The organism is Mesorhizobium sp. P2_H9 (assembly GCF_056403215.1).
This window is the reverse complement of sequence record NZ_JBFUFX010000002.1, coordinates 237,659-257,894: the sequence shown is the minus strand read 5'-3', so window position 1 is coordinate 257,894 and position 20,236 is coordinate 237,659. Positions and strand designations below refer to the sequence as shown.

Annotated in this window: 16 protein-coding genes; 2 read left to right on the top strand and 14 right to left on the bottom strand. The window is 63.9% G+C overall.

The features are described from left to right. Positions 1-53: 53 nt before the first annotated feature. From AC1DXN_RS04275 to AC1DXN_RS04225, 11 genes are all read right to left on the bottom strand, one after another. The gene (locus AC1DXN_RS04275; RefSeq protein ID WP_477272989.1) at positions 54-1,160 is read right to left on the bottom strand and encodes a DNA topoisomerase IB; all 1,107 of its coding nucleotides are present in this window, start codon (positions 1,158-1,160) and stop codon (positions 54-56) included. A gap of 64 nt (positions 1,161-1,224) precedes the next feature. After that, positions 1,225-1,989, bottom strand: coding sequence for a glycosyltransferase family protein (locus AC1DXN_RS04270; RefSeq protein ID WP_477272991.1), 765 nt, complete (start codon positions 1,987-1,989; stop codon positions 1,225-1,227). Then, positions 1,986-2,864, bottom strand: a complete 879-nt coding sequence (locus AC1DXN_RS04265) for a glycosyltransferase family 2 protein (protein WP_477272993.1) — start codon at positions 2,862-2,864, stop codon at positions 1,986-1,988. Before AC1DXN_RS04265 ends, AC1DXN_RS04270 begins: the two co-directional genes overlap by 4 nt. Next, complete coding sequence (locus tag AC1DXN_RS04260; protein WP_477272995.1) at positions 2,857-3,792, bottom strand: glycosyltransferase family 2 protein; 936 nt, start codon at positions 3,790-3,792, stop codon at positions 2,857-2,859. The genes AC1DXN_RS04265 and AC1DXN_RS04260 overlap by 8 nt, the downstream gene beginning before the upstream one ends. Positions 3,793-3,920: 128 nt before the next feature. Beyond that, positions 3,921-4,805 carry a transglutaminase family protein gene (locus AC1DXN_RS04255; protein WP_477272997.1) on the bottom strand — a complete coding sequence of 295 codons (885 nt, stop codon included), beginning with the start codon at positions 4,803-4,805 and terminating at the stop codon, positions 3,921-3,923. Between the two features lie 8 nt (positions 4,806-4,813). Beyond that, positions 4,814-7,225, bottom strand: coding sequence for a circularly permuted type 2 ATP-grasp protein (locus AC1DXN_RS04250; protein ID WP_477272999.1), 2,412 nt, complete (start codon positions 7,223-7,225; stop codon positions 4,814-4,816). Positions 7,226-7,231: 6 nt separating this feature from the next. After that, positions 7,232-10,591 (bottom strand): transglutaminase family protein, encoded by a 3,360-nt coding sequence (locus tag AC1DXN_RS04245; protein ID WP_477273001.1) that lies wholly within the window; start codon positions 10,589-10,591, stop codon positions 7,232-7,234. A 192-nt stretch (positions 10,592-10,783) separates the two neighbouring features. Continuing rightward, on the bottom strand, positions 10,784-11,200 hold the full coding sequence (locus AC1DXN_RS04240; protein WP_477273401.1) for a GFA family protein: 417 nt from the start codon (positions 11,198-11,200) through the stop codon (positions 10,784-10,786). Positions 11,201-11,239: 39 nt separating this feature from the next. Beyond that, a complete protein-coding gene (locus AC1DXN_RS04235; protein WP_477273003.1) occupies positions 11,240-11,704 on the bottom strand; it encodes an SRPBCC family protein in 465 nt (154 codons plus the stop codon). After that, complete coding sequence (locus AC1DXN_RS04230) at positions 11,701-12,021, bottom strand: ArsR/SmtB family transcription factor (RefSeq protein WP_477245756.1); 321 nt, start codon at positions 12,019-12,021, stop codon at positions 11,701-11,703. Before AC1DXN_RS04230 ends, AC1DXN_RS04235 begins: the two co-directional genes overlap by 4 nt. Before the next feature lie 366 nt (positions 12,022-12,387). Further along, positions 12,388-13,584 (bottom strand): acyl-CoA dehydrogenase, encoded by a 1,197-nt coding sequence (locus AC1DXN_RS04225; RefSeq protein WP_477273005.1) that lies wholly within the window; start codon positions 13,582-13,584, stop codon positions 12,388-12,390. A 110-nt stretch (positions 13,585-13,694) separates the two neighbouring features. Between AC1DXN_RS04225 and AC1DXN_RS04220 the strand changes: the two genes are divergently transcribed. Next, positions 13,695-14,618 (top strand): LysR family transcriptional regulator, encoded by a 924-nt coding sequence (locus AC1DXN_RS04220; protein ID WP_477273007.1) that lies wholly within the window; start codon positions 13,695-13,697, stop codon positions 14,616-14,618. On the opposite strand, the gene AC1DXN_RS04215 is transcribed toward AC1DXN_RS04220, so the two are convergent. Continuing rightward, on the bottom strand, positions 14,603-15,496 hold the full coding sequence (locus tag AC1DXN_RS04215) for an SDR family oxidoreductase (RefSeq protein ID WP_477273009.1): 894 nt from the start codon (positions 15,494-15,496) through the stop codon (positions 14,603-14,605). The two genes, AC1DXN_RS04220 and AC1DXN_RS04215, sit on opposite strands and share 16 nt — an antisense overlap. Positions 15,497-15,623: 127 nt before the next feature. Here AC1DXN_RS04215 and AC1DXN_RS04210 point away from each other — a divergent pair, with 127 nt between their 5' ends. Further along, positions 15,624-16,589: an AraC family transcriptional regulator gene (locus tag AC1DXN_RS04210; RefSeq protein ID WP_477273011.1), complete on the top strand. Its 966-nt coding sequence runs from the start codon at positions 15,624-15,626 to the stop codon at positions 16,587-16,589. 9 nt (positions 16,590-16,598) lie between these two features. Here the strand turns inward: AC1DXN_RS04210 and AC1DXN_RS04205 are convergent, their stop codons facing one another. After that, the gene (locus AC1DXN_RS04205) at positions 16,599-18,917 is read right to left on the bottom strand and encodes a Tex family protein (RefSeq protein WP_477273013.1); all 2,319 of its coding nucleotides are present in this window, start codon (positions 18,915-18,917) and stop codon (positions 16,599-16,601) included. Between the two features lie 127 nt (positions 18,918-19,044). Then, a complete protein-coding gene (locus tag AC1DXN_RS04200) occupies positions 19,045-20,223 on the bottom strand; it encodes a serine hydrolase domain-containing protein (protein WP_477273015.1) in 1,179 nt (392 codons plus the stop codon). Between the last annotated feature and the right edge of the window lie 13 nt (positions 20,224-20,236).

Below are 20,236 nucleotides of genomic sequence, written 5' to 3'. Positions count from 1 at the left end.
AGTAGGACCGATCCCGACATGGCGTCGATAAAAAAATTGCGCCTGACTTGGCGTCAACCAGCCCCCGCTTTGAGCCATCTCAAAACGAGGGCTTCCTCGTCGTCGAGACCGTCTATCGATCGCTTGCGCCTGTTGGCCTCCGCCATTTCACCGAGCAGCCTTTTTCCAGACCAGGCATCGAAGACTTGCGGGTGGATATAGCATTTGCGGCAGACGGCGCGCGTGTTGCCCAGCCGTTCGGCAACCTTGTCGATGACGCCGTTGATCACCCTTTTCGATTGCGCCTGGCTCTCTGGGTACTCGGTCTGCGCAAACAGCGACGCGGCATGGATGGTGCCGCCCCAGGTGCGGAAATGCTTGGAGCTGAAATCGGCGCCGGCTGCGTCGCGGATGTAGCGGTTGACATCGTCGGAGTGGACCGGCCGCCTGTTGCCGTCCTCGTCGAGATACTGGAACAGTTTCTGGCCGGGCAGTTCCTGCGCCCCACGCACGATCTTGGCGATGCGGCGATCGGTGAGCTTCAGTCGCCACTCCTTGCCGGATTTGCCCTTGAAGGCGAAACGCAGGCTAGATCCCTGGATATCGACATGTCGGTCGCGCAGCGTGGTCAGTCCAAAGCTCTTGTTGTCGCGGGCATAGGCGGCATTGCCGACGCGGATCATGGCGTTGTCGAGCAGCCAGACGATCGCCGCCACCACGCGCTCCAGCGGCAGGCCGTGACGGCGCAGATCGGCATCGATCTGGTTGCGCAGGGCCGGCAGTGCCTCGGCAAAGGCAATCAGGTTAGAATATTTGGCGCCGTCGCGCTCTTCGGCCCATTGCGGGTGGTAGCGATACTGCTTGCGCCCGCGCTGATCCCTGCCTGTAGCCTGGATGTGACCGTCGGCATCGGGCGAAATCCAGACATCCGTCCAGGCCGGCGGAATGGCGAGCGCCTTGATGCGCGCACGCGTGCCATTGGAGACTGCCCGCCCGTTTGGCCCCTTGTAGGAGAATCCCTTGCCTGTCTTCAGCCGGCGAATGCCGGGCTCGGTATCGCTGACATAAGTAAGCGAGGCTCGCTCGGCAGAGGCCTGTGCGCCATTCGTCAGCGCACCATTCTTTGGGGCAAGCTCCTCGGCGGCCGATGAGCCGGATGGCGACGCGGATTTGTCCAGCATTTCCTCTCCACGGAATTTTGCCCGTAGATAAGCTGCGTGACCGGCAGCAGGTTCCACCGAGCTCCTATGGAATGTCGTCTGGTCCGCCGAATTTGGCGCCTGCCGAGACGTCGGCCATCCAGAGGCTGCCATCATCAACGTGCAGCGGGCGATAGTCGCGCCCGGGCGGAATCTGTTCGAACACGGCCCCTGCCTCGTCGGCAAGGTAGTCATAGCCCACCTCCTGCAGGAGGTGCTTCGGATCGAGTTGGTCATAGAGATTGCGGCGGGCGATCCGCCGCTTCGGCTCTATCATCTTCAGATGATAGAGGTTGAGCCCGCTTTTGCGGGCCTTGAAACCGAGATCGGGAGGATACCAGAGCCCATGCAGGTCCTCTGGTCGGTATTTCGCCGGATCGTAGGCCCTGAACAGACGATACTGGAATTTTTCGGCCCAGAGGCCGTCAACCCGGTACTCGGTCGGCGAATACAATTCGCGGAGGCGGAACCCCCAGGCCATGCGCCGGTAGTCGCCCGTTAATTGTCCAATCCGCTCCGCGGCACCGCGTTCCAGCCGCTCATCGGGATCAATAGCCAGTATCCAGTCGGCGGCGGCGTTCTTCGCTGCTTCGAGCAATATCTGCCGCCGCTGCGGCTCACAGCTGAACACGCCGGTCGCCCCACGATCATCATAGGCAATCCAGCCGTCGACGACCGGATCGATATTGGCGAGCAGATCGGCAACCAGATGCGCGTCATAGCGATAGCTGAAAACTGCGATCGTTCTCTGCCGCGTCCAGAACAGTCGGCTCCGTCGCCAGCGTCGAGGTTTGATCTGGCTCGTCATCATTTTCTTGTCGCCGCTTTCACGCGATTTCGCGCGCCGGCACAGACGCCCACGGACTTGACCAGCAGGGCAAGCCAAACAATTGGCAGCGACATCATCGCGAAGGTTAGATCCCGTCCGGAAAGCCCGATCTTCGCCAGCTTGCGGGCATTGCGCCGGTCGCGAAAAGTGTCGCGAAAACACCGAAACGAAGTGTTCGGGGTGGACGCAGCAAGGTAATCGCCGCGGCGATAGCCGCGCCTGTACTGATCGGCAAGCAATCTGGACAGCCGGGTTTCGTTGCGATGAACCGTTTTCACCTCCGGCTCCCAAACCGGCTGCAGTTGCTGCGGCAGCCGCCCCAGGAATTCGGTGTCTTCGGCAGCAGGCATGGTTTCATCGAACAAGCCATATTCATCGAACAGCCGGCGATCGAACGATACGCCGTAGCGCAGCGCACGATCCGCCGGCAGACCGGGAAGCCGTCGCATGAACATGATCAGGTGAGCTGCACAGGCAATCAGATTGCGCGGATGGCTGTTCACCATTGCGCTCGCCACAGCGCGATCGCCGGCCAGATGCCGCTGCATCCGTGCCTCGGCCCAGCCCGGACAGGCGAGGCAATCATCGGCAAGAAAGGCAACGAATGGCGCCCGCGTCGCGGTGATGCCGAGATTGCGGGCCGCACCAACAAACAGCCTTCCACTGACCTCGATCACTGGCACCTTGACCCCGGCGCCGGTCAGCAGCGCCAGCGCCTCCCCTCCACCCGAGTTGACCACAATGATCTCGAGGGGCGCATTCTGATCAAGCAAGGATATCACCGCCTCGACGATTTGAGCCGGCGCGCGGTAGCCAATGACAATGACCGCAAGCTTCGGCGGGTCCGTGTCAGGCACGTTGCAACTGGGCATGCGGAGGGAAAAAACGACGGCGCACCGCAAGCTTGAACTGGTAGCGCATGCAGCGCCAGGCATCCGAGGCACCTTTCGGCGCCGCTATGGCGACAGTCAGGAACCGCGCCGCTGTGTTCAGATCGCCGCGCGCATAGTGGACGCGGGCGATCTTGAGCGCGACCAGGCCTTCCCTGACCTTCAGCGTCGACTTCGGAATGCCGCAGTCCGTCAGTTTGCGCAGTTCAAGATGCCAGTCGAGGAAACGTTGCGCCGGCTTGATCGTGAAACGGTCGTCGGAGCGCTCCGCCGACACGACGTAAATCATCACGGGTCGTGAACTGACGGCAAGCGAGGCCCTGCTCATCAGCCGTGCCCAGAATAAAGTGTCCTCGTCATAGGCAAGTCCGGTCGGGAACCTGCTGTCTCCGATCACGCTGCGGGACACCAGCACGCTACCCACGGCAATGGAGCGTATGTAACCTTTCAGATAGGCCGAAGCATTGGCGGCGCCGTTGGGCGTATAACCACTCGGAACCTTGACATGCCTGTCCTCGCCATCGGTTCGTCGGCGATAGGCTCCGACCACCATATCGGCCGGCGGCTGGGAATTAGCGCGCAAAAGCAGGGACCGCAGCCCGCCTTCCAGATGCAGGTCGTCGGCGTCGATCATGTATATCCAGGGACATCGCGCCTGCGCCAGCGCCAGATTGCGGGCGCTGCCGGCATCACGGCAATTTGCAGGAAGCATTCGCAACGGCAATGTCATAGACGAAGCGGCGTCTTGCGCTATGCGCGCCGTGCCGTCCGACGACGAATCGTCGACCACCAGCACCTCGCCGATAAGGTCAGCCTCGGAGCGAAGTGAGGCCAGCGTAGCGGCGATGGTTGCCGCCGCATTGTGGGCCGGAATGACAACGCTGACTGCTTTCAAAGATAGCTCCACGGCGGCGCATTTCTCGTGTGCAGGAGGTTCCCCTCAAATACGCCCAGGATAGCCGCCGCATCGGCGTTTGAGAAGCAGTCTTTGCCTGCCTGGCCTGGCCTGGCCCCTCGCAGAAGTCAGGCCTTCTCGAGCACCACGGGGATGACATCCACTGCCTGGTCGCCGACCTGTCCGCCGGTGGTTTTCAGAACACCGACGATCGGCGCCACATCCGAGTAGTCGCGGCCATAGCCGACGGTGATGTGGTCGTTGCTTGCCCGCATGCCGTTGGTGGGGTCGAACTCCTGCCAGCCGGCATCACGTCCGCACCACACCTTGACCCAGGCATGCATGGCGTCGGCGCCTTCGAGCCGAGGCTTGCCCTTCGGCGGGATGGTGCGCAGGAAGCCACTGACATAGCCGGCCGGAATGCCGAGGCCGCGCAGGCCGGCGATCATGATGTGCGAAAAATCCTGGCAGACGCCGCGTTTGAGTTTGAAAGCGTCGCTGGCTTTGGTGCGGACGGTCGTCGCCTTGCCGTCATAGGTGAAATCGCGGCGAATGCGGTTGCACAGATCCACGGCCGTACTGATGATCGAGCCGCCGACGCTGCCTTGCGCATAGGCGGTGATCGCCGCGTCGATGCCGGCATGATCGCTGGCCGCCAGGAAATGGTGCGGTGTGTCAGGCGACAGCGACCGCACCGCGGCAAGTTCGGCCCGCAGCCGGGTAATGTCGGGCGACACGTCGAGCCCGGGCTCCGGCCGCGACACGGCCACGCGCGCGCTCATCCTTATGTCAAGCGCGTCATGGGCGTCGCGAAAGGCGATCGCGGTGACGTTGTTGCCAAAGAAATCGGAAAAGTCCGAACGTTCGCTCGGCGCCGGCGCAAACGACAGCGAAGCGGCGATCACCCGCTGCACGCCCGGTATCGTCGGCGGCAGCACGCGCACCTGATGGCGGCCGCCGCCGGCCGCAGCGTCATAGTCGTAGCGCAGATGGAGCCTGATGTCGTAGAGCATGCCCGCTTTTACCCAAAATAGGCTTTGGCGAGGCTGTTGTAGAGGCCGCCGATCTCACTGGCGAGATCGTCCAGGGCCTTCGCCGTCATGTCCGAAGGTTCTTTGATGGCGATCGCGGTGTTCAGCTGCAGTATCTCCTTGGCGGCGAGCGACATATGCCCCTCGCCGCCAATAGAAGGCAGCAGCCCGATTTCGGCCTTCAGCCTTTCGAGCTGGAACAGAATGGAGCGCGGATTGAGCGGATCGAGCACCAAAAGGTCGATCACCGTGCGTCGGCCCGCCTGCACCGGATACTGCCGCCGGTGGGTCATGACGCTGTCGCCGATCTCCAGCATCATGTCGAGCGCGCCGTCCGGCGCCTTGGGATTGGTCAGCCTCGCCAGCGTGCGGGCGATCTGGATGCCGCGTTCCAGCCGCCGGCCGATCTCCAGGAAACGCCAGCCGGTGAAACGGTACATGTTCTCGTGCAGCAGGCCGGAAAATCCGGCGAGCTTGCGCAGCAGGACCGTCATCGCCCGGGTCGCGTCATCGCCAGGCGCCACTGTCGTCGCGAACTGATGCACGGTCTTCGACAGATCCTTCAGCGCCAGCCAGCCATCGGGCGAAAACCGGTCGCGGATTTGCCCGGCGCTGTAGACGGCGCTGTCCAGCGTGCCGATCAATCCGGATGGGATTGCCGAGTCGACGTCGATGCCGAAGGGCTCGAGATAATCCCTGATATCGGCCAGCAGCGGCATGTCGGGATCAGACGTCTCGGCCAGCCGCACGTGATAGGCGCGCAGGATGCGCACCGTGTCTTCCGAGCGCTCGATATAGCGGCCAAGCCAGGTCAGGTTTTCCGCCGCGCGGCTGGGCAGGCTGCCCGGCATGCTGCGGGTAAAACTGTCATGCTCCTGCGGCAGCAGCGTCTCGCGCTCCACCGGTTTGTCGCTGACCACCCAGACATCCGCCGCCTGGCCGCCGCGCTGCATGGCGATGGCCGTCGGGTCGAGCGAAAAGCCGACACGGGCAAAACCGCCTGGCATCACCGTCCAGCCATCCGGGGTTCGCGCCAGATAGACGCGCAGGCTTGCCGGGCGCGGCTCCAGCCAGCCGCCGACATAGACCGGCGTCGTCGACAGCGTCACCGCTTCCTGGCCGACGAAGTCGCCGCCGGCCTGTTCAATACGCGCCACCAACTCCGCCCGCTCCCCTGCAGACAGGGCCGAACCGAGCTTCGTCGAATCGTCATCCTCGAAGGCCAGCCGCGTCGACAGCGCCGGGCCGATCACCATGCGATCGATATTGGCAAGCACATGGGCTCGTTCGGTTGCTTGCCCGCACCACCATGTGGCGACGCTTGGCAGCAGCAGTTCCTCGCCGCGCAACTCACGCGAAATCTTCGGCAGGAAGGCGAGCAGCGCCCGCGTTTCCATCAGACCTGAGCCCAGCGCATTGACCGTTGAAACAGCGCCTCGGCGGATCGCCTCGACCAGGCCCGGCGTGCCGATCTGCGAATCCGAGCGCAGTTCAAGTGGATCGGCGAAAGCGGCGTCGAGCCGCCGCCATAGCACGCTGACCGGCTTCAGGCCGGAAACGGTGCGCACCATCAGGCGGCCGCCGGAGACGGTCAGATCCTCACCTTCAAGCAGCATGATGCCGAGATAGCGGGCGATATAGGCATGCTCGTAATAGGTTTCGTTGAGCGGTCCCGGCGTCAGGATGGCGACGCGGCCGTCGGTTTCCTTGGCCATGCCGATGAGCGCGTCGCGGAAGCGACGGAAGAAGCCGGCAAGACGATGCACATGCATCTCGCCATAGATATCGGACAGCGCACGCGTGGTGGCGACGCGATTTTCCAGCGCAAAGCCGGCGCCGGACGGCGCCTGCGTGCGGTCGCCAAGCACCCACCACTGTCCGTCAGGCCCGCGGCCGAGTTCGAAGGCGCAGAAATGCAGGAAATGGCCGCCTGCCGGCCTGGTGCCAACCACCGGCCGCAAATATTCCGGGCTCGCCGCAATCAGTCCCGCCGGCAGGATGCCTTTCTCGATCAGCCGATTCGGCCCGTAAATGTCGGCAATGGTTTCCTCGAACAGCTCGGCCCGCTGGACGAGGCCGGCGCTGATGTCAGCCCATTCCTTATCCTCGATCAGCAGGGGAACATGCGCCAGCGGCCATTCACGCTCGTTGGCGCCGGCCTTGTCGTAGACGCGGTAGTAGACACCGGCATCGCGCAGATACTGGTCGGCGCGGGCAAAGCGCTGGGCGAGCTTTTCAGGGCCGAGTTCTTCCAGCGCCTCGATAAAATTCTTCCAGGCCGGGCGGGGATTGCCCGAGGCGTCGACCATCTCGTCGACGACGCCGTCAATTGGCTGGTAGTGCTCCAGCAGACTGTGGGTTTGCGGCTTGCCGCGGACCCTCTTGTGATTCCCCTTTGCCATCGCTGATCAGAGTCTGGCAGGGCGGCGCAGGTCAAGGGTCATCGGAAAGTCTTCAGCAGCTTCTTCGTTGCGCAGCACATAACCGGACGGCGTATGGCCGCGCGGCTCGAAGCGGGCGAGCCTTCTTGCTTCCGCTTCGTTGCCGTTGACCGGGAAAGTGTCGTAGCTGCGCCCGCCGGGATGCGCGACATGGTAGACGCAACCGCCGACCGCCCTGCCCGACCAGCGATCATAGATGTCGAAGACCAAAGGCGTGTTGACCGGCAGCGCCGGATGCAGGCCGGATGCCGGCTGCCAGGCCTTGAAGCGGACGCCCGCCACCGCGACTTCGCGGTTGTCGGTCACCTTCATCGGCACGATGCGGCCATTGCAGACGATGGCATGACGCTCCGGGTTGAGGCCTTCGGTCTTGACCTGCAGCCGCTCGACCGAGGAATCGACGAAACGAACGGTGCCGCCGATCGCGCCTTGCTCGCCCATGACATGCCACGGTTCCAGCGCCTGGCGCAGTTCCAGCTTGATGCCGGCATACTGGACCTCGCCGCAGAACGGGAAACGGAATTCAAGCTGCGCGTCGAACCATTCGGGTCGGAATTCAAAACCGTTCAGCTTGAGATCGTCGAGCACGTCGAGGAAATCGGCCCAGACATGATGCGGCAGCATGAAGCGGTCATGCAGCGACGTGCCCCAGCGCACGAAACGGCCGTCGAGCGGGTTTTTCCACGCGCGGGCGATAATGGCGCGCACCAGCAATTGCTGCGCCAACGACATGCGCGCATTGGGCGGCATTTCGAAGCCGCGGAACTCGACCAGTCCGAGACGGCCGGTCGGACCGTCGGGCGAGAACAGTTTGTCGATACAGATTTCCGAGCGATGCGTATTGCCGGTGACGTCGGTCAAGAGATTGCGGAACAGTCGGTCGACCAGCCACGGCAAGGGTGCCGCGCCCTTGTCCGGATGCGGCACCTGCGCCATGGCGATCTCGAGCTCGTAGAGCGAGTCATGACGCGCCTCGTCAAAGCGCGGCGCCTGGCTGGTCGGGCCGATGAACAGGCCGGAGAACAGATAGGATAACGACGGATGCCGCTGCCATTGCAGCACCAGGCTTTTCAGCAGGTCTGGCCTGCGTAGGAACGGGCTGTCATTGGGCGTGGCGCCGCCGACGACGACATGGTTGCCGCCGCCGGTGCCTGTGTGGCGGCCATCGATCATGAACTTGTCGGCGCCAAGCCGTGTCTGCCGCGCTTCCTCGTAGATGGCGGTGGTCGTCGCCACACAATCCTGCCAGTTGGAAGCCGGGTGGATGTTGACCTCGATGACGCCGGGGTCCGGCGCGACGCGGATGACGTTGAGGCGCGGATCGTGCGGCGGGCCGTAGCCTTCGATGTGCACGGGAAGGCCGATCGCCTTGGCCGCGTTTTCCGCCGCCGCGACCAGTTCGAGATAGTCCTCCAGCGCCTCGACCGGCGGCATGAACACACAGAGCCGCCCGTCGCGCGGTTCGACCGAGAGTGCCGTGCGCACCGCGCCGCCGATCTCGGTGATCTCCTGCTCGACACGGTCCTGCTGGCCGGTCGCAGCGGTGAAGGACACCGCCTGCTGGCGGCGCGCCATTTCGTCGGCGCCTTCCAGTTCGGTCGGGGCGGCGGTAGGCAAAATCGCTTCGCGCGCGGGCAGCGGTCCGCGCGGCAGCGACGGGTCCACGGGCACGATGTAGGGGAACTGCGCCGGCGGCACATAGGGCAGCGTGCCGAGTGGCAGGCGGTAGCCGACCGGCGAATCGCCCGGCACCAGGAACAATCGGCCGCGCCGCGTCTTCCACTTTTCCGAACGCCAGCGCGGGCCCGATGCCTGGCTGTTCCAGCGCTGCACCGGCAGCACATAGCCCGACGGTTTGGTCAGCCCGCGTTCGAACACCTTTGCCATACGGCTGCGTTCTTCGGGATCTTCCAGTTTGGAATTGGACGGATCGACATTGTCGGGCAACTTGCCTTCCTTGAGCAGCCACTCCGCCGGATCCTCATAGGCCTCGCTGACCATGGTCTTTTCGATGCCGAGCTCACCGGCGATCGCGGTTAGCAGGCTTTCGGCCTGCTTCGGCCCGATATCGGCCTCGCTCTTTTCGCGCGCGATCAGCGACGGATCGCTCCACACCGGCTGCCCGTCGGTGCGCCAGTAGAGCGAGAACGTCCAGCGCGGCAGGCTTTCGCCCGGATACCATTTGCCTTGCCCGTAGTGGAGAAAGCCGCCCGGCGCGAAACGCTCGCGCAGTTTTCTAATCAGCGCATCGGCCTTCTCGCGCTTGGTCGGACCGACGGCGGCGGTGTTCCACTCCGCCGACTCGAAATCGTCGATCGACACGAAGGTCGGTTCGCCGCCCATGGTCAGCCGCACGTCGCCGGCCGCCAACGCGGCGTCGACCTTGTTGCCGAGCGCATCGAGCGCCTGCCAGCTTTCGTCCGAAAACGGCTTGGTGATGCGTGGATGTTCGGAGATGCGGTCGACTCGCATCTCGAAGCCGAACTCGACATTGGCAAAACTCGCCATGCCGGAGATGGGCGCGGCATTGCGGAAATGCGGCGTCGCCGCCAGCGGCACATGGCTCTCGCCGGTGAGCAGGCCGGAGGTCGGGTCGAAGCCGATCCAGCCGGCGCCCGGCAGGTAGACCTCGCACCAGGCATGCAGATCGGTGAAATCCACAGCGGTTCCGGGCGGGCCATCGAGCGCCACCAGATCGGGCTTGAGTTGGATCAGATAGCCTGAGACGAAACGCGCGGCGATGCCGAGATTGCGCAGGATCTGCACCAGCAGCCAGCTCGAATCACGGCACGAGCCTTTTTTCGCAGCCAGCGTTTCCTCCGGCGAGAACACGCCGGTTTCCATGCGCACGATATAGGCGATCTCTCGCTGCAGCCGCGCATTGAGGTCGACGACGAAATTGACAGTGTTGGTCGCGCTGCGGTCGATGGTTTTGAGGAACGCCGACAGCAGCGGTCCCGCCGGCTCCGGCGTGCGGTAGATAGCGAGATCGTCCCTGATGTCTTCAGGGTATTCGAACGGAAATGTCTCCGCCGACGGCTCGACGAAGAAATCGAACGGATTGTAGACCGTCATGTCGGCGACGAGGTCAACTTCGATCTTCAGTTCCGTCACCGGCTCCGGAAAGACGAAACGGGCGAGGAAGTTGCCATAGGGGTCCTGCTGCAGATTGACGAAATGGTTTGCCGGCTCGACCTTCAGCGAATGGCTCAAGACCTTGGTGCGGGAATGCGGCGCCGGCTGCAGCCTGATGACCTGAGGGCCGAGGACTACCGGCCGGTCATATTTGTAGTGGGTCAGGTGGTAGATGGCTGCCAGAATTGCCATGGGGCCTCGAAAGTCGGCGTTTCAACGAATTCGCCGAACCCTGACACAAATGACGCCCATTCTCCAAGCAGAGATGTTGCGGTGCACCTAATTTAGGCTTGGGAACCGTTGATCCTGCAGCACGTCACGACCGCTCCGAGCCCGGGCGAACCCGCCAACATTGTCGGCGGGTTCGGATTGCTGCCAGCGGATTCATCCGGTCGGCATGCGCTCGAATGCCTGCAGGGCGGGATCGATCGTGTCCCAGGCGTGGCCGCGGATGCCGTAGGTGAGCACTAGCGGCTGGAACTGGCCCGGGTCGTCAAGGCTGGTTGCGTGGATCGCTATCAGCTCGGGCATGGCGACGAATGCCAGGTAGACCGGCGTTCCGCAGGTCGGGCAGAAGGCGTGTATTTTTTCGTAGCCGCTGTCACCTTTTATCCGCCAGGTTTTCGCCTCGCCTGTAATCGCCATATCGGCGCGCCGGCCGAAGGTCAGGTAGGAGCCATGCCCGGTGCCGCTGCGTTTCTGGCAATCGAGGCATTGGCAGTGGTTCTGGAAGATGGGTTCGCTGCTGGTTTCATAACGGATCGCGCCACACGCACATCCGCCGCTATATCGCTTGCTCATTGTCATTCTCCGCTGGCGGATTTGCTGATTGGCAAGGGATCAGGCCGATTTCGGCTTGGCGAAAACGTCGATGCCGCTGCCGGTTTCCAGCAGGGATTTCAGGCTGGACAGCACGACCGGCCAACCCTGGCTGATGCCTTTCGCCATGCCGCTGCCGGCTTCGAGTTCGTCATGGGTGACGGTCAGCCGGACCATATCGTCATATTCCTCGATCCCGAAGGTAACACGACTGTAGGCTGCCGGATCGGCGGCCTGTGACGGGCTCGCCCAGGTGATGACGAGACGGGTTGGCGGCGAGACCTCGACGACCTCACCGACAATCTGGACGGTGCGCTCATCATTGGCGCGGACATGTTCCCATTTCGATCCGGGCTTCCAGTCCGAGACGTTCTCATGGCCCCAATAACGCCTTGCAACGTCTGGTTTGGTGATGGCTTCGAACACCTTTTGCGGCGTTGAGCGAATATAGGTCACGTAGACAAAACTGGTCGTTTCCTTGGTCATTGGTCGTCTCCTTCGAGTTCTTTTTTCAAATCGTGCAGCAGGCTGAGCCGCTGCTGTTCGAATTTCCGCACCCAGCGCTCGTAGATGTCGTGCAGCGGCACCGGGTTGATGAAGTGCAGCTTTTCGCGGCCGCGCTTGACCGTGCTCACCAGATTGGCCGCTTCCAGCAGGTCGATGTGCTGGGTGGCCGATTGCCTGGCCATATCAAGGTTTTCGCAAAGCTGGCCGAGCGTCTGCCCATTCTTCTCATGGAGAAGGTCAAGCAACCTTCTGCGTGTCGGGTCGCCCAGCGCCTTGAAAACCTTGTCAGCGTCCATCGGTCTCGCTCGTTGTTGAGACTATAATATGCAGGTAAATACCTGCATGTCAAATGGCAAGTTTCGCCACCGTCGCCGCGATGAGCGAGGCAACTGGCGCGGCCGCGGTCTATGCCACGCATCTGAAAGCCATCGAAGAGTGGCCAGCTAAGGGGGTATCCGTTGTAACAGGAGGACGAGAAGCGGCCTGAACTCCGGGCCGCACGCGGTTTGCGACGCCGACGACTATCGTCGTGCCGCATCGAGCGCGTACTCGGCAGGCTTAGTGACACGACCGTTGCGACAGCGCTTCACGAGCGCCGTCGCCATTGCGGCAGCCAGCATCTTCTGACTAAAAGTCCTGAGTCCAGGCAGCTTTTGCAGGGCTTAGAAAAACGCCTGCAACCCGGTCTGCGCCCGCCCGAGGATCAGCGCATGCACGTCATGCGTGCCCTCATAGGTGTTGACCGTCTCCAAGTTCTGCGCGTGGCGCATGACGTGGTAGCCGATCTGGATGCCGTTGCCGCCATGCATGTCGCGGGCCTGGCGGGCGATGTCGAGCGCCTTGCCGCAATTGTTGCGCTTGACGATGGAGATCATCTCCGGCGCCATCTTGCCTTCGTCCATCAGCCGCCCGACCCGCAAGGACGCCTGCAGCGCCAGCGCGATCTCGGTCTGCATGTCGGCGAGCTTCTTCTGGTAAAGCTGCGTGCCGGCCAACGGCTTGCCGAACTGCTTGCGGTCGAGGCCATATTGGCGCGCCCGGTGCCAGCAATCTTCCGCCGCACCCATCGCCCCCCAGGAAATGCCGTAGCGGGCGCGGTTGAGACAGCCGAACGGACCGGCGAGACCCTTGGCGTTGGGCAGCAGCGCATCGTCGCCGACCTCGACGCCTTCCATCACCACTTCGCCGGTGATCGAAGCGCGCAGGCTGAGCTTGCCGCCTATCTTCGGCGCCGACAGGCCCTTCATGCCCTTCTCCAGCACGAAACCGCGGATCTCGTCCTTGCCGTTCTCGCCCTTCAACTTCGCCCAGACGACGAACACATCGGCGATCGGTGCGTTGGAAATCCACATCTTCGAGCCGGAAATCTTGTAGCCGTTGGCCGTCTTCTCGGCCCGCGTCTTCATGCCGCCGGGATCGGAGCCGGCATCCGGCTCGGTCAGGCCAAAACAGCCGATCCACTCGCCGCTGGCGAGTTTCGGCAGATATTTCTTGCGCTGCTCCTCCGAGCCATAGGCATGGATCGGATACATCACCAGCGACGACTGCACTGACATCATCGAGCGATAGCCGGAATCGACGCGCTCGACTTCCCGCGCCACCAGCCCGTAGGTGACATAGTTGGCGCCAAGCCCGCCATATTCCTCGGGGATGGTCAGGCCGAGCAGACCTGCCTCGCCCATTTCGCGAAAGATGCCGGCATCGGTCTTTTCCTCGAGATAGGCTTCCTCGATCTTCGGCGCCAACTTGTCGGCGGCAAAGGCAGCTGCGCCATCGCGCACCATGCGCTCGTCTTCCGAAAGCTGGTTCTCGATCAGGAAAGGATCTTCCCAGACGAACGCGTTCTTGTCGGCGGCCATGGCTCTCGGTCTCTCCCAGCGAAAAATCTGAAGTGCCCGGCTTATCGGCCTCCGCCTCGGAAAAATCAAACGAAATTGCTTCACCGATCAATGAGCGTTAGTAATGGATCATGAGTGTCCAACGCCGTCTTTTGCCAAGCACCAGCGCCCTTGCCGCCTTCGAGGCGGTGGCGCGTCTCGGCAGTTTTACCGCCGCCGCCCAGGAGCTCGATCTCACCCAGGGCGCCGTCAGCCGGCAGATCAGGCTTTTGGAGGACCAGTTCGGCCGCCGGCTGTTCGAACGCGACAGCCGCAATGTCCGGCTGTCGACGGCAGGCGAGATCTATGCCGACGCGGTGCGCGCAGCACTTGGCCAATTGCGCGACGCTGCACTTGGATTGATGAGCAATCGGCATAGCGGCATCCTGAACCTTGCCATCTTGCCGACCTTCGGCACGCGCTGGCTGATGCCGATGATCCCCGATTTCGTCGAAAACAATCCTGACATCACCATCAATTTCGTCACCCGCGTCGGCCGCTTCGACTTTGCCCGCGAGCGGCTGGATGCCGCCATCCACTATGGCTTGCCCGACTGGCCGGAGGCCGACTCGACGCTGCTGGTGCGCGAAACGGTGGCGCCGGTGGTCTCGCCCCAATTCCTGGCCGGGCGCGCCATCGCCACGCCGGCCGATCTTGGCCGCCTGCCGTTGCTGCACATGGCGACACGCCCCGGCGCCTGGACGGAGTGGTTCGAGCACCAGGGCCTGAGCGCGCCGACTGGACCCGGCATGCAGTTCGAACAATTCGGCACCGCCGCCCAGGCCTGCATGGCCGGGCTCGGCGTCGCGCTGCTGCCGCAAATCCTCATTGCCGGCGAGTTGCAGCGCGGCCAGCTGGTGCCGGCGCCCGGCCAGCCGATGCAAAGCCGCAGCGCCTATTACCTGGTCGTGCCGCACGACAAGCGCGGCCATCCGCCGGTCGCCAGTTTTCGCGACTGGCTGCTCACGCATGTCGGCAAGAAGGGCGAAGCCGTCCCCGCTCAGCCGCCGAAATAGCGGGGATGGTCGAGGTCGGCGATCAGCCCGGACTCTCGCGGCTGCCATCCCAGAACGTCGCGGGTCTGCTGGCTCAACGCCGGCCAGTCCAGGCCAAAGAAGTGCCCGACAAAGCCAAAATGTCCGGCCGCCTCCTCATGGGTCTTGGCGACCACCGGCAGCTTCAGCCGCCGGCCGATGATCTCGGCGATCTCCAGGGTCGGCACACCTTGCTCGGCAACGGCATGATAGCGGGCGCCCCCAACCCCCTTCTCGAGCGCCAGCCTGAAAAGAGCGGCGGCATCGAGCCGGTGCACCGCCGGCCATCGGTTGAGCCCGTCGCCAACATAGGCTGAAACGCCCTTGTCGCGCGCGATATCGATCAACATCGGAACGAAGCCATGATCGCCATCGCCGTGCACCGAGGGCGAAAGGCGCACCGTCGAGGCACGCACGCCACGCGCCGCGAGTGCTTCGGCCGTCACTTCCGAGGCGCGGGGATAGGAGGCGGAGGGCGGCACAGGCGCGTGATCCTCGGTCGCCGTGCTGCCTTGCGACAACACCGCAAGCCCGGAGGTGACCAGCAGCGGGCGCTCGGAGCCTTCCAGAGCCGCACCGAGCACCTCGATGGCACGCTGGTCCGCCGCGCAATTCTCGGCGAATTTCGAGAAGTCGTGGTTGAAGGCCGTATGGATCACGCCATCCGACTGGGCCGCGCCACTGCGCAGGCTCTCAAGGTCCGTGATATCGCCGCGATGCGCCTCGGCACCAGCGGCGACAACCGCCTTGACGCCAGCATCCGATCGGGCAAAGGCGAGCACCTGATGGCCCGCATTGATAAGTTCCTGCACAACGGCAGAACCGACAAAACCGGTGGCACCGGTAACGAAAACACGCATCGCGATCTCTCCTTTGTTTCGCTCGGAAGCCGCAAGGGCAGCCTGTTGCCGAAGGAGATACGGGATTGAGGAAATACGATCTATGCTGTAAAGTCCGTGATACCTTCGCAATCGTCCGGAACCAGCCATGGATCCCCTCTCCGACGTGCTGTCACTGCTCAAGCCGCGCAACTACCTCTCGGCCGGCCTGGAGGCGGGTGGGGACTGGTCGATCCAGTTCCCCGACCAGCAGGCAGCCATCAAATGCGGCGCCGTGGTTTCCGGCCAATGCTGGCTGTCGGTGGAGGGCGTCACGGATGCGGTTCGGCTGGAGACGGGCGACTGTTTCCTGCTGCCGCGCGGACGGCCTTTTCGCCTTGCCAGCGACATGGGCCTGACGCCGGTCGATGCCCGCACGGTGTTTTCGCCCGCCCGCACCGGCGGCATCACCTCGCACAATGGCGGCGGCGATTTTCTTCTTGTCAGCAGCCGCTTCGCCCTTTCCGGCGACCACGCCGGCATCCTGTTGCGGATGCTGCCGCCCATCGTCCACATCCGCAAGGAGACCGACCATCCGGTGCTGCGCTGGCCCGTCGAGCGGATGATGCAGGAACTGCGCGTGCCTCAGCCGGGCGGCTTCCTGGTCGTCGAGCACCTCGCCCACATGATCCTGATCGAGGCCCTGCGGCTGCATATGGCGGAAGGGCCGCGCGGTGGCGTCGGCTGGCTCTTCGCGCTGGCGGACAGGCAGATGGGCGCGGCGATCAACGCCATGCATGACGATCCGGCACATGGCTGGACCTTGCAGGAGCTCGGAGAGCGCGCCGGCATGTCGCGCTCGACCTTTGCGCTGAAATTCAAGCAAACGGTGGGCACGTCCGCCATGGACTATCTGACGCGCTGGCGCATGCTGCTGGCCGGCGACAGGCTGGCGAATTCCGGCGATCCCGTTTCGGTCATTGCGCTGTCGCTCGGCTATGAATCCGAAAGCGCCTTCAGCACCGCTTTCAAGCGGGTGATGGGCTGTTCGCCACGCCAATATGGCCGTGGCCGGGCGTCCGCAGGCGAGGCGGAAGCCGCCAACGCCAATCGGATCGCAGCCGTCGCAAGCTGACCTGCCCGGCTACTTCCGCTTCAGCGCATCCGCCAATGCAGCGCCGAACGCACCTTGCTGAGCTGGCCTTTCCGGCTGGCGCTGCGGCGCCGGCGAACGCGGCGCCGGCTTGTTGCCATTGTCGCGCGGTCCTCCGCGCGAGGCGCCACCGTCGCCGTCCTTGCGCATCGACAGCGCGATGCGCTTGCGCTTGATGTCGACCTCGACGACGCGCACCTTCACGACGTCGCCGGCTTTGACCACCTCATGCGCGTCCTTGACGAAGCGGTCGGCCAGTTGCGAGACATGCACCAGCCCGTCCTGATGCACGCCGATATCGACGAAGGCGCCGAAGGCGGCGACATTGGTGACCGTGCCTTCCAGGAGCATGCCGGGCTTCAGATCCTTGATGTCGTCGATGCCGTCGGCGAAGGTCGCCGTCTTGAAGCCGGGGCGTGGATCACGGCCGGGCTTTTCCAGCTCCGCCAGAATGTCGCGCACCGTCGGCAGGCCAAAACGCTCGTCGACGAAGACGCGCGGATCGAGCGCCTTCAGTGCCGCGCTGTCGCCCATCAGCGAGCGCACATCGCGGCCGCACGCCGCGACGATCTTCTTGGCCACGCCATAGGCTTCCGGATGCACCGACGAGGCATCGAGCGGCTCACTGCCATTGGCAATGCGCAGGAAGCCGGCGGATTGTTCGAACGCGCGCGGCCCAAGCCGCGCCACCTTGAGCAAATCCTTGCGGCTGGCGAACGGACCGGTGGCGTCGCGATGCGCAACGATGGCCTCGGCCAGCGACGCGCCAAGGCCTGAAACCCGCGCCAGCAACGGCGCCGATGCGGTGTTCAGATCGACACCGACGGCATTGACCGCGTCCTCGACCACCGCCTCCAGCGAGCGGCCGAGCCGGTACTGGTCGACATCGTGCTGGTACTGGCCGACGCCGATCGACTTGGGCTCGATCTTGACCAGTTCGGCCAGCGGATCCTGCAGCCGCCGCGCAATCGACACCGCGCCACGCAGCGACACATCGAGGTCGGGGAACTCCGCCGCTGCCGTCGCCGAAGCCGAATAGACCGAGGCGCCCGCCTCGCTGACGATCACCTTGAGCGGCTTCGGACCGACATCGGCAGCCATTTCGGACAGCATGTCGGCGACCAGCTTTTCCGTCTCGCGGCTGCCGGTGCCGTTGCCGATCGAAATCAGCTCGACCTTGTGCAGGCGGACGAGCTTCGCCAGTTCCGCCTGCGTGCCGCGCACATCGTTCCTGGGCGGAAACGGATAGACGGTCGTCGTCGTCAACACCTTGCCGGTGCCGTCCACCACCGCCACCTTGACGCCGGTACGGATGCCGGGGTCGAGCCCCATCGTGGCGCGCGAGCCGGCGGGGGCGGCGAGCAGCAAATCCTTGAGATTGCGGGCAAAGACGTGGATCGCCTCTTCCTCGGCGCGTTCGCGCAGGTCGCGCATCAAATCGAGTGTCAGATGCAGCGACAGTTTTATGCGCCAGGTCCAGCCGGCCACCTCCATCAGCCAGCGATCGCCCGGCAGGCTGCCACCGATGGCATAGGCATTGGCGATCATGCGCTCGACCGGCTTCACCGGCGACGCATCGTCGGCATCGACCTCGATGTCGAGCGACAGCACCTCTTCGTTGCGGCCGCGCAGCATCGCCAGTGCGCGATGGCTCGGCACAGTGGCCCAGCGCTCGACATGGTCGAAATAGTCGGAGAATTTCGCGCCGGCCTCCTGCTTGCCATCGACCACCCTGGCCCGCATGAAGGCGCGTTCCTTCATGTAGCTTCGCAATTTGCCGACCAGATCGGCATTCTCGGCGAATTGTTCCGACAGGATGTCGCGTGCGCCGTCCAGCGCCGCCTTGGCGTCGGCCACCTCTTCGGTGAGGTAGGCCAGCGCCAGTTCGGCCGGCACCAGCGAACGGTCGGCGAGAATGGCCTCGGCCAGCGGCCCCAGCCCGCGCTCGCGCGCGATCTCGGCCTTGGTGCGGCGCTTCGGCTTGTAGGGCAGATAGATGTCTTCGAGTTCGGCCTTGGTCGTCACCGCAGCGATCTTGCCTTCCAGTTCGGCCGTCAACTTGCCCTGTTCGCGGATCGAACCGAGAATGGTGTCGCGTCGCGCCTCGAGTTCGCGCAGATAGGCCAACCGCTCGGCCAGCAGGCGCAACTGCGTGTCATCCAGCCCGCCGGTGACCTCCTTGCGGTAGCGCGCCACGAACGGCACCGTCGCCCCTTCGTCCAGCAATTCGATCGCCGCCGCGGCCTGTTCAGGCCGTGAGGCAATCTCGGCGGCGATGAGGGCTGCGATGCGCTTGATGTCGGATGCCATGTCGTTCCTGTACTCACTCGAAAAGAGCGGCGACCATAGGCGCTGCGCATCGCCGCGCCAACCGCGGCGTTTTCAACCTCCAAAAAGGTCCACAGGAACGCGCCGTCGTCTGGACGCCCGGGCGCACCTAAACCAGCTGGCTCAGCACCTCCAAAAAGGCGACGACCTCGACATCGAGCGGGTCATCGACCGGCACCGGCTGCGACGACATCTTGGCAATCACCACTTCTGCTTGCGGATTGACGTAGAGCCATTGGCCATGGATGCCGATGCCGCAGAAGGCGCCACTTGCCGCCCCGGTCTGGTACCATTTGTTGCGGTAGCGTCCCTCAGGAAACAGGAACGCCATGGTGCCGCGCTGCCAGGCCTCGAGGCTGCCGCCGGTGGCGACCGTATCGCGCACCCATGCCTCCGGCACGATGCGGCGGCCATTGACTGTCCCCCCTTGCCGCATCATCTCGCCGACCCGCGCCAAGTCGCGCGGCGTCACCGAAATGCCGCCAGCCGTGCGCGCCGTGCCTTCCATGTCGACGCCGATCGAGGCTTCACTGACCGCACCGAGCGGCAGCCAGAGTTTCTCGCGCATCAGATCGGCAAAACGCTGGCCCGACGCGCGTTCGAGCAGGATGCCAAGCAGGTCCGAATTGGGCGAGCGGTAACGAAACGTCTGGCCATGCGGCTCTGGCAGACGCTGCAGCGTCAGGATGAACTCGCGCAAGCTTTCGGTGCCGCCGCCCGGGTTCCACAAAGTGGCGCGACGGTAACGGGCAAAGGCGCTTTCCGGGTCGAGATATGCCTCCTCGAAATCGAGGCTGACCGTCATGTCGAGCACATGCCGCACACTCGCGTCGCCATAGGCCGAACCGGCAGCTTCCGGAATGTAATGCGTGACAGGGGCTTGCGGATCGAAAAACCCCTCACCTTCCAATATGCCGGCGATCATGGCGGTGACCGACTTGCTGATCGAAAAGATGATGTGGCGCGCGCCGAAATCCATATGCGGTGCGAACCAGTCGCCAACGACCTTGCCACCCTTCATGATGGTCAGCGCGTCGGTGTCTGAACGCTTGAGAAAGGCCGCTACCGTCTCCGCGCCATTTGGCAAGGCGATCTTCTCGCCGAGCAACCCACCAAGATCCTGAACCGGCGCCTCGCTGCCACCCGCCGCCGCCACGCGGGCAGTCGGCACCAGTTCGCCGAGGTTCTGGAACGACCACCTGTTGTAGGGGTTTTCCCGCCAGTTGCCGAGCAGCACCTGATTGCGGGCAAAGCCATATCGGGTCTCGAACGCGGTCGTGCCGGTCATGGCGTCTCCTCAC

What these genes read in the sequence shown, in the direction of transcription:
- AC1DXN_RS04275 (WP_477272989.1), bottom strand. Translation starts at nt 1,160, where the DNA reads ATGCTGGACAAATCCGCGTCGCCATCCGGCTCATCGGCCGCCGAGGAG.
- AC1DXN_RS04270 (WP_477272991.1), bottom strand. Translation starts at nt 1,989, where the DNA reads ATGATGACGAGCCAGATCAAACCTCGACGCTGGCGACGGAGCCGACTG.
- AC1DXN_RS04255 (WP_477272997.1), bottom strand. Translation starts at nt 4,805, where the DNA reads ATGCTCTACGACATCAGGCTCCATCTGCGCTACGACTATGACGCTGCG.
- AC1DXN_RS04250 (WP_477272999.1), bottom strand. Translation starts at nt 7,225, where the DNA reads ATGGCAAAGGGGAATCACAAGAGGGTCCGCGGCAAGCCGCAAACCCAC.
- AC1DXN_RS04245 (WP_477273001.1), bottom strand. Translation starts at nt 10,591, where the DNA reads ATGGCAATTCTGGCAGCCATCTACCACCTGACCCACTACAAATATGAC.
- AC1DXN_RS04240 (WP_477273401.1), bottom strand. Translation starts at nt 11,200, where the DNA reads ATGAGCAAGCGATATAGCGGCGGATGTGCGTGTGGCGCGATCCGTTAT.
- AC1DXN_RS04235 (WP_477273003.1), bottom strand. Translation starts at nt 11,704, where the DNA reads ATGACCAAGGAAACGACCAGTTTTGTCTACGTGACCTATATTCGCTCA.
- AC1DXN_RS04230 (WP_477245756.1), bottom strand. Translation starts at nt 12,021, where the DNA reads ATGGACGCTGACAAGGTTTTCAAGGCGCTGGGCGACCCGACACGCAGA.
- AC1DXN_RS04225 (WP_477273005.1), bottom strand. Translation starts at nt 13,584, where the DNA reads ATGGCCGCCGACAAGAACGCGTTCGTCTGGGAAGATCCTTTCCTGATC.
- AC1DXN_RS04220 (WP_477273007.1), top strand. Translation starts at nt 13,695, where the DNA reads ATGAGTGTCCAACGCCGTCTTTTGCCAAGCACCAGCGCCCTTGCCGCC.
- AC1DXN_RS04215 (WP_477273009.1), bottom strand. Translation starts at nt 15,496, where the DNA reads ATGCGTGTTTTCGTTACCGGTGCCACCGGTTTTGTCGGTTCTGCCGTT.
- AC1DXN_RS04210 (WP_477273011.1), top strand. Translation starts at nt 15,624, where the DNA reads ATGGATCCCCTCTCCGACGTGCTGTCACTGCTCAAGCCGCGCAACTAC.
- AC1DXN_RS04205 (WP_477273013.1), bottom strand. Translation starts at nt 18,917, where the DNA reads ATGGCATCCGACATCAAGCGCATCGCAGCCCTCATCGCCGCCGAGATT.
- AC1DXN_RS04200 (WP_477273015.1), bottom strand. Translation starts at nt 20,223, where the DNA reads ATGACCGGCACGACCGCGTTCGAGACCCGATATGGCTTTGCCCGCAAT.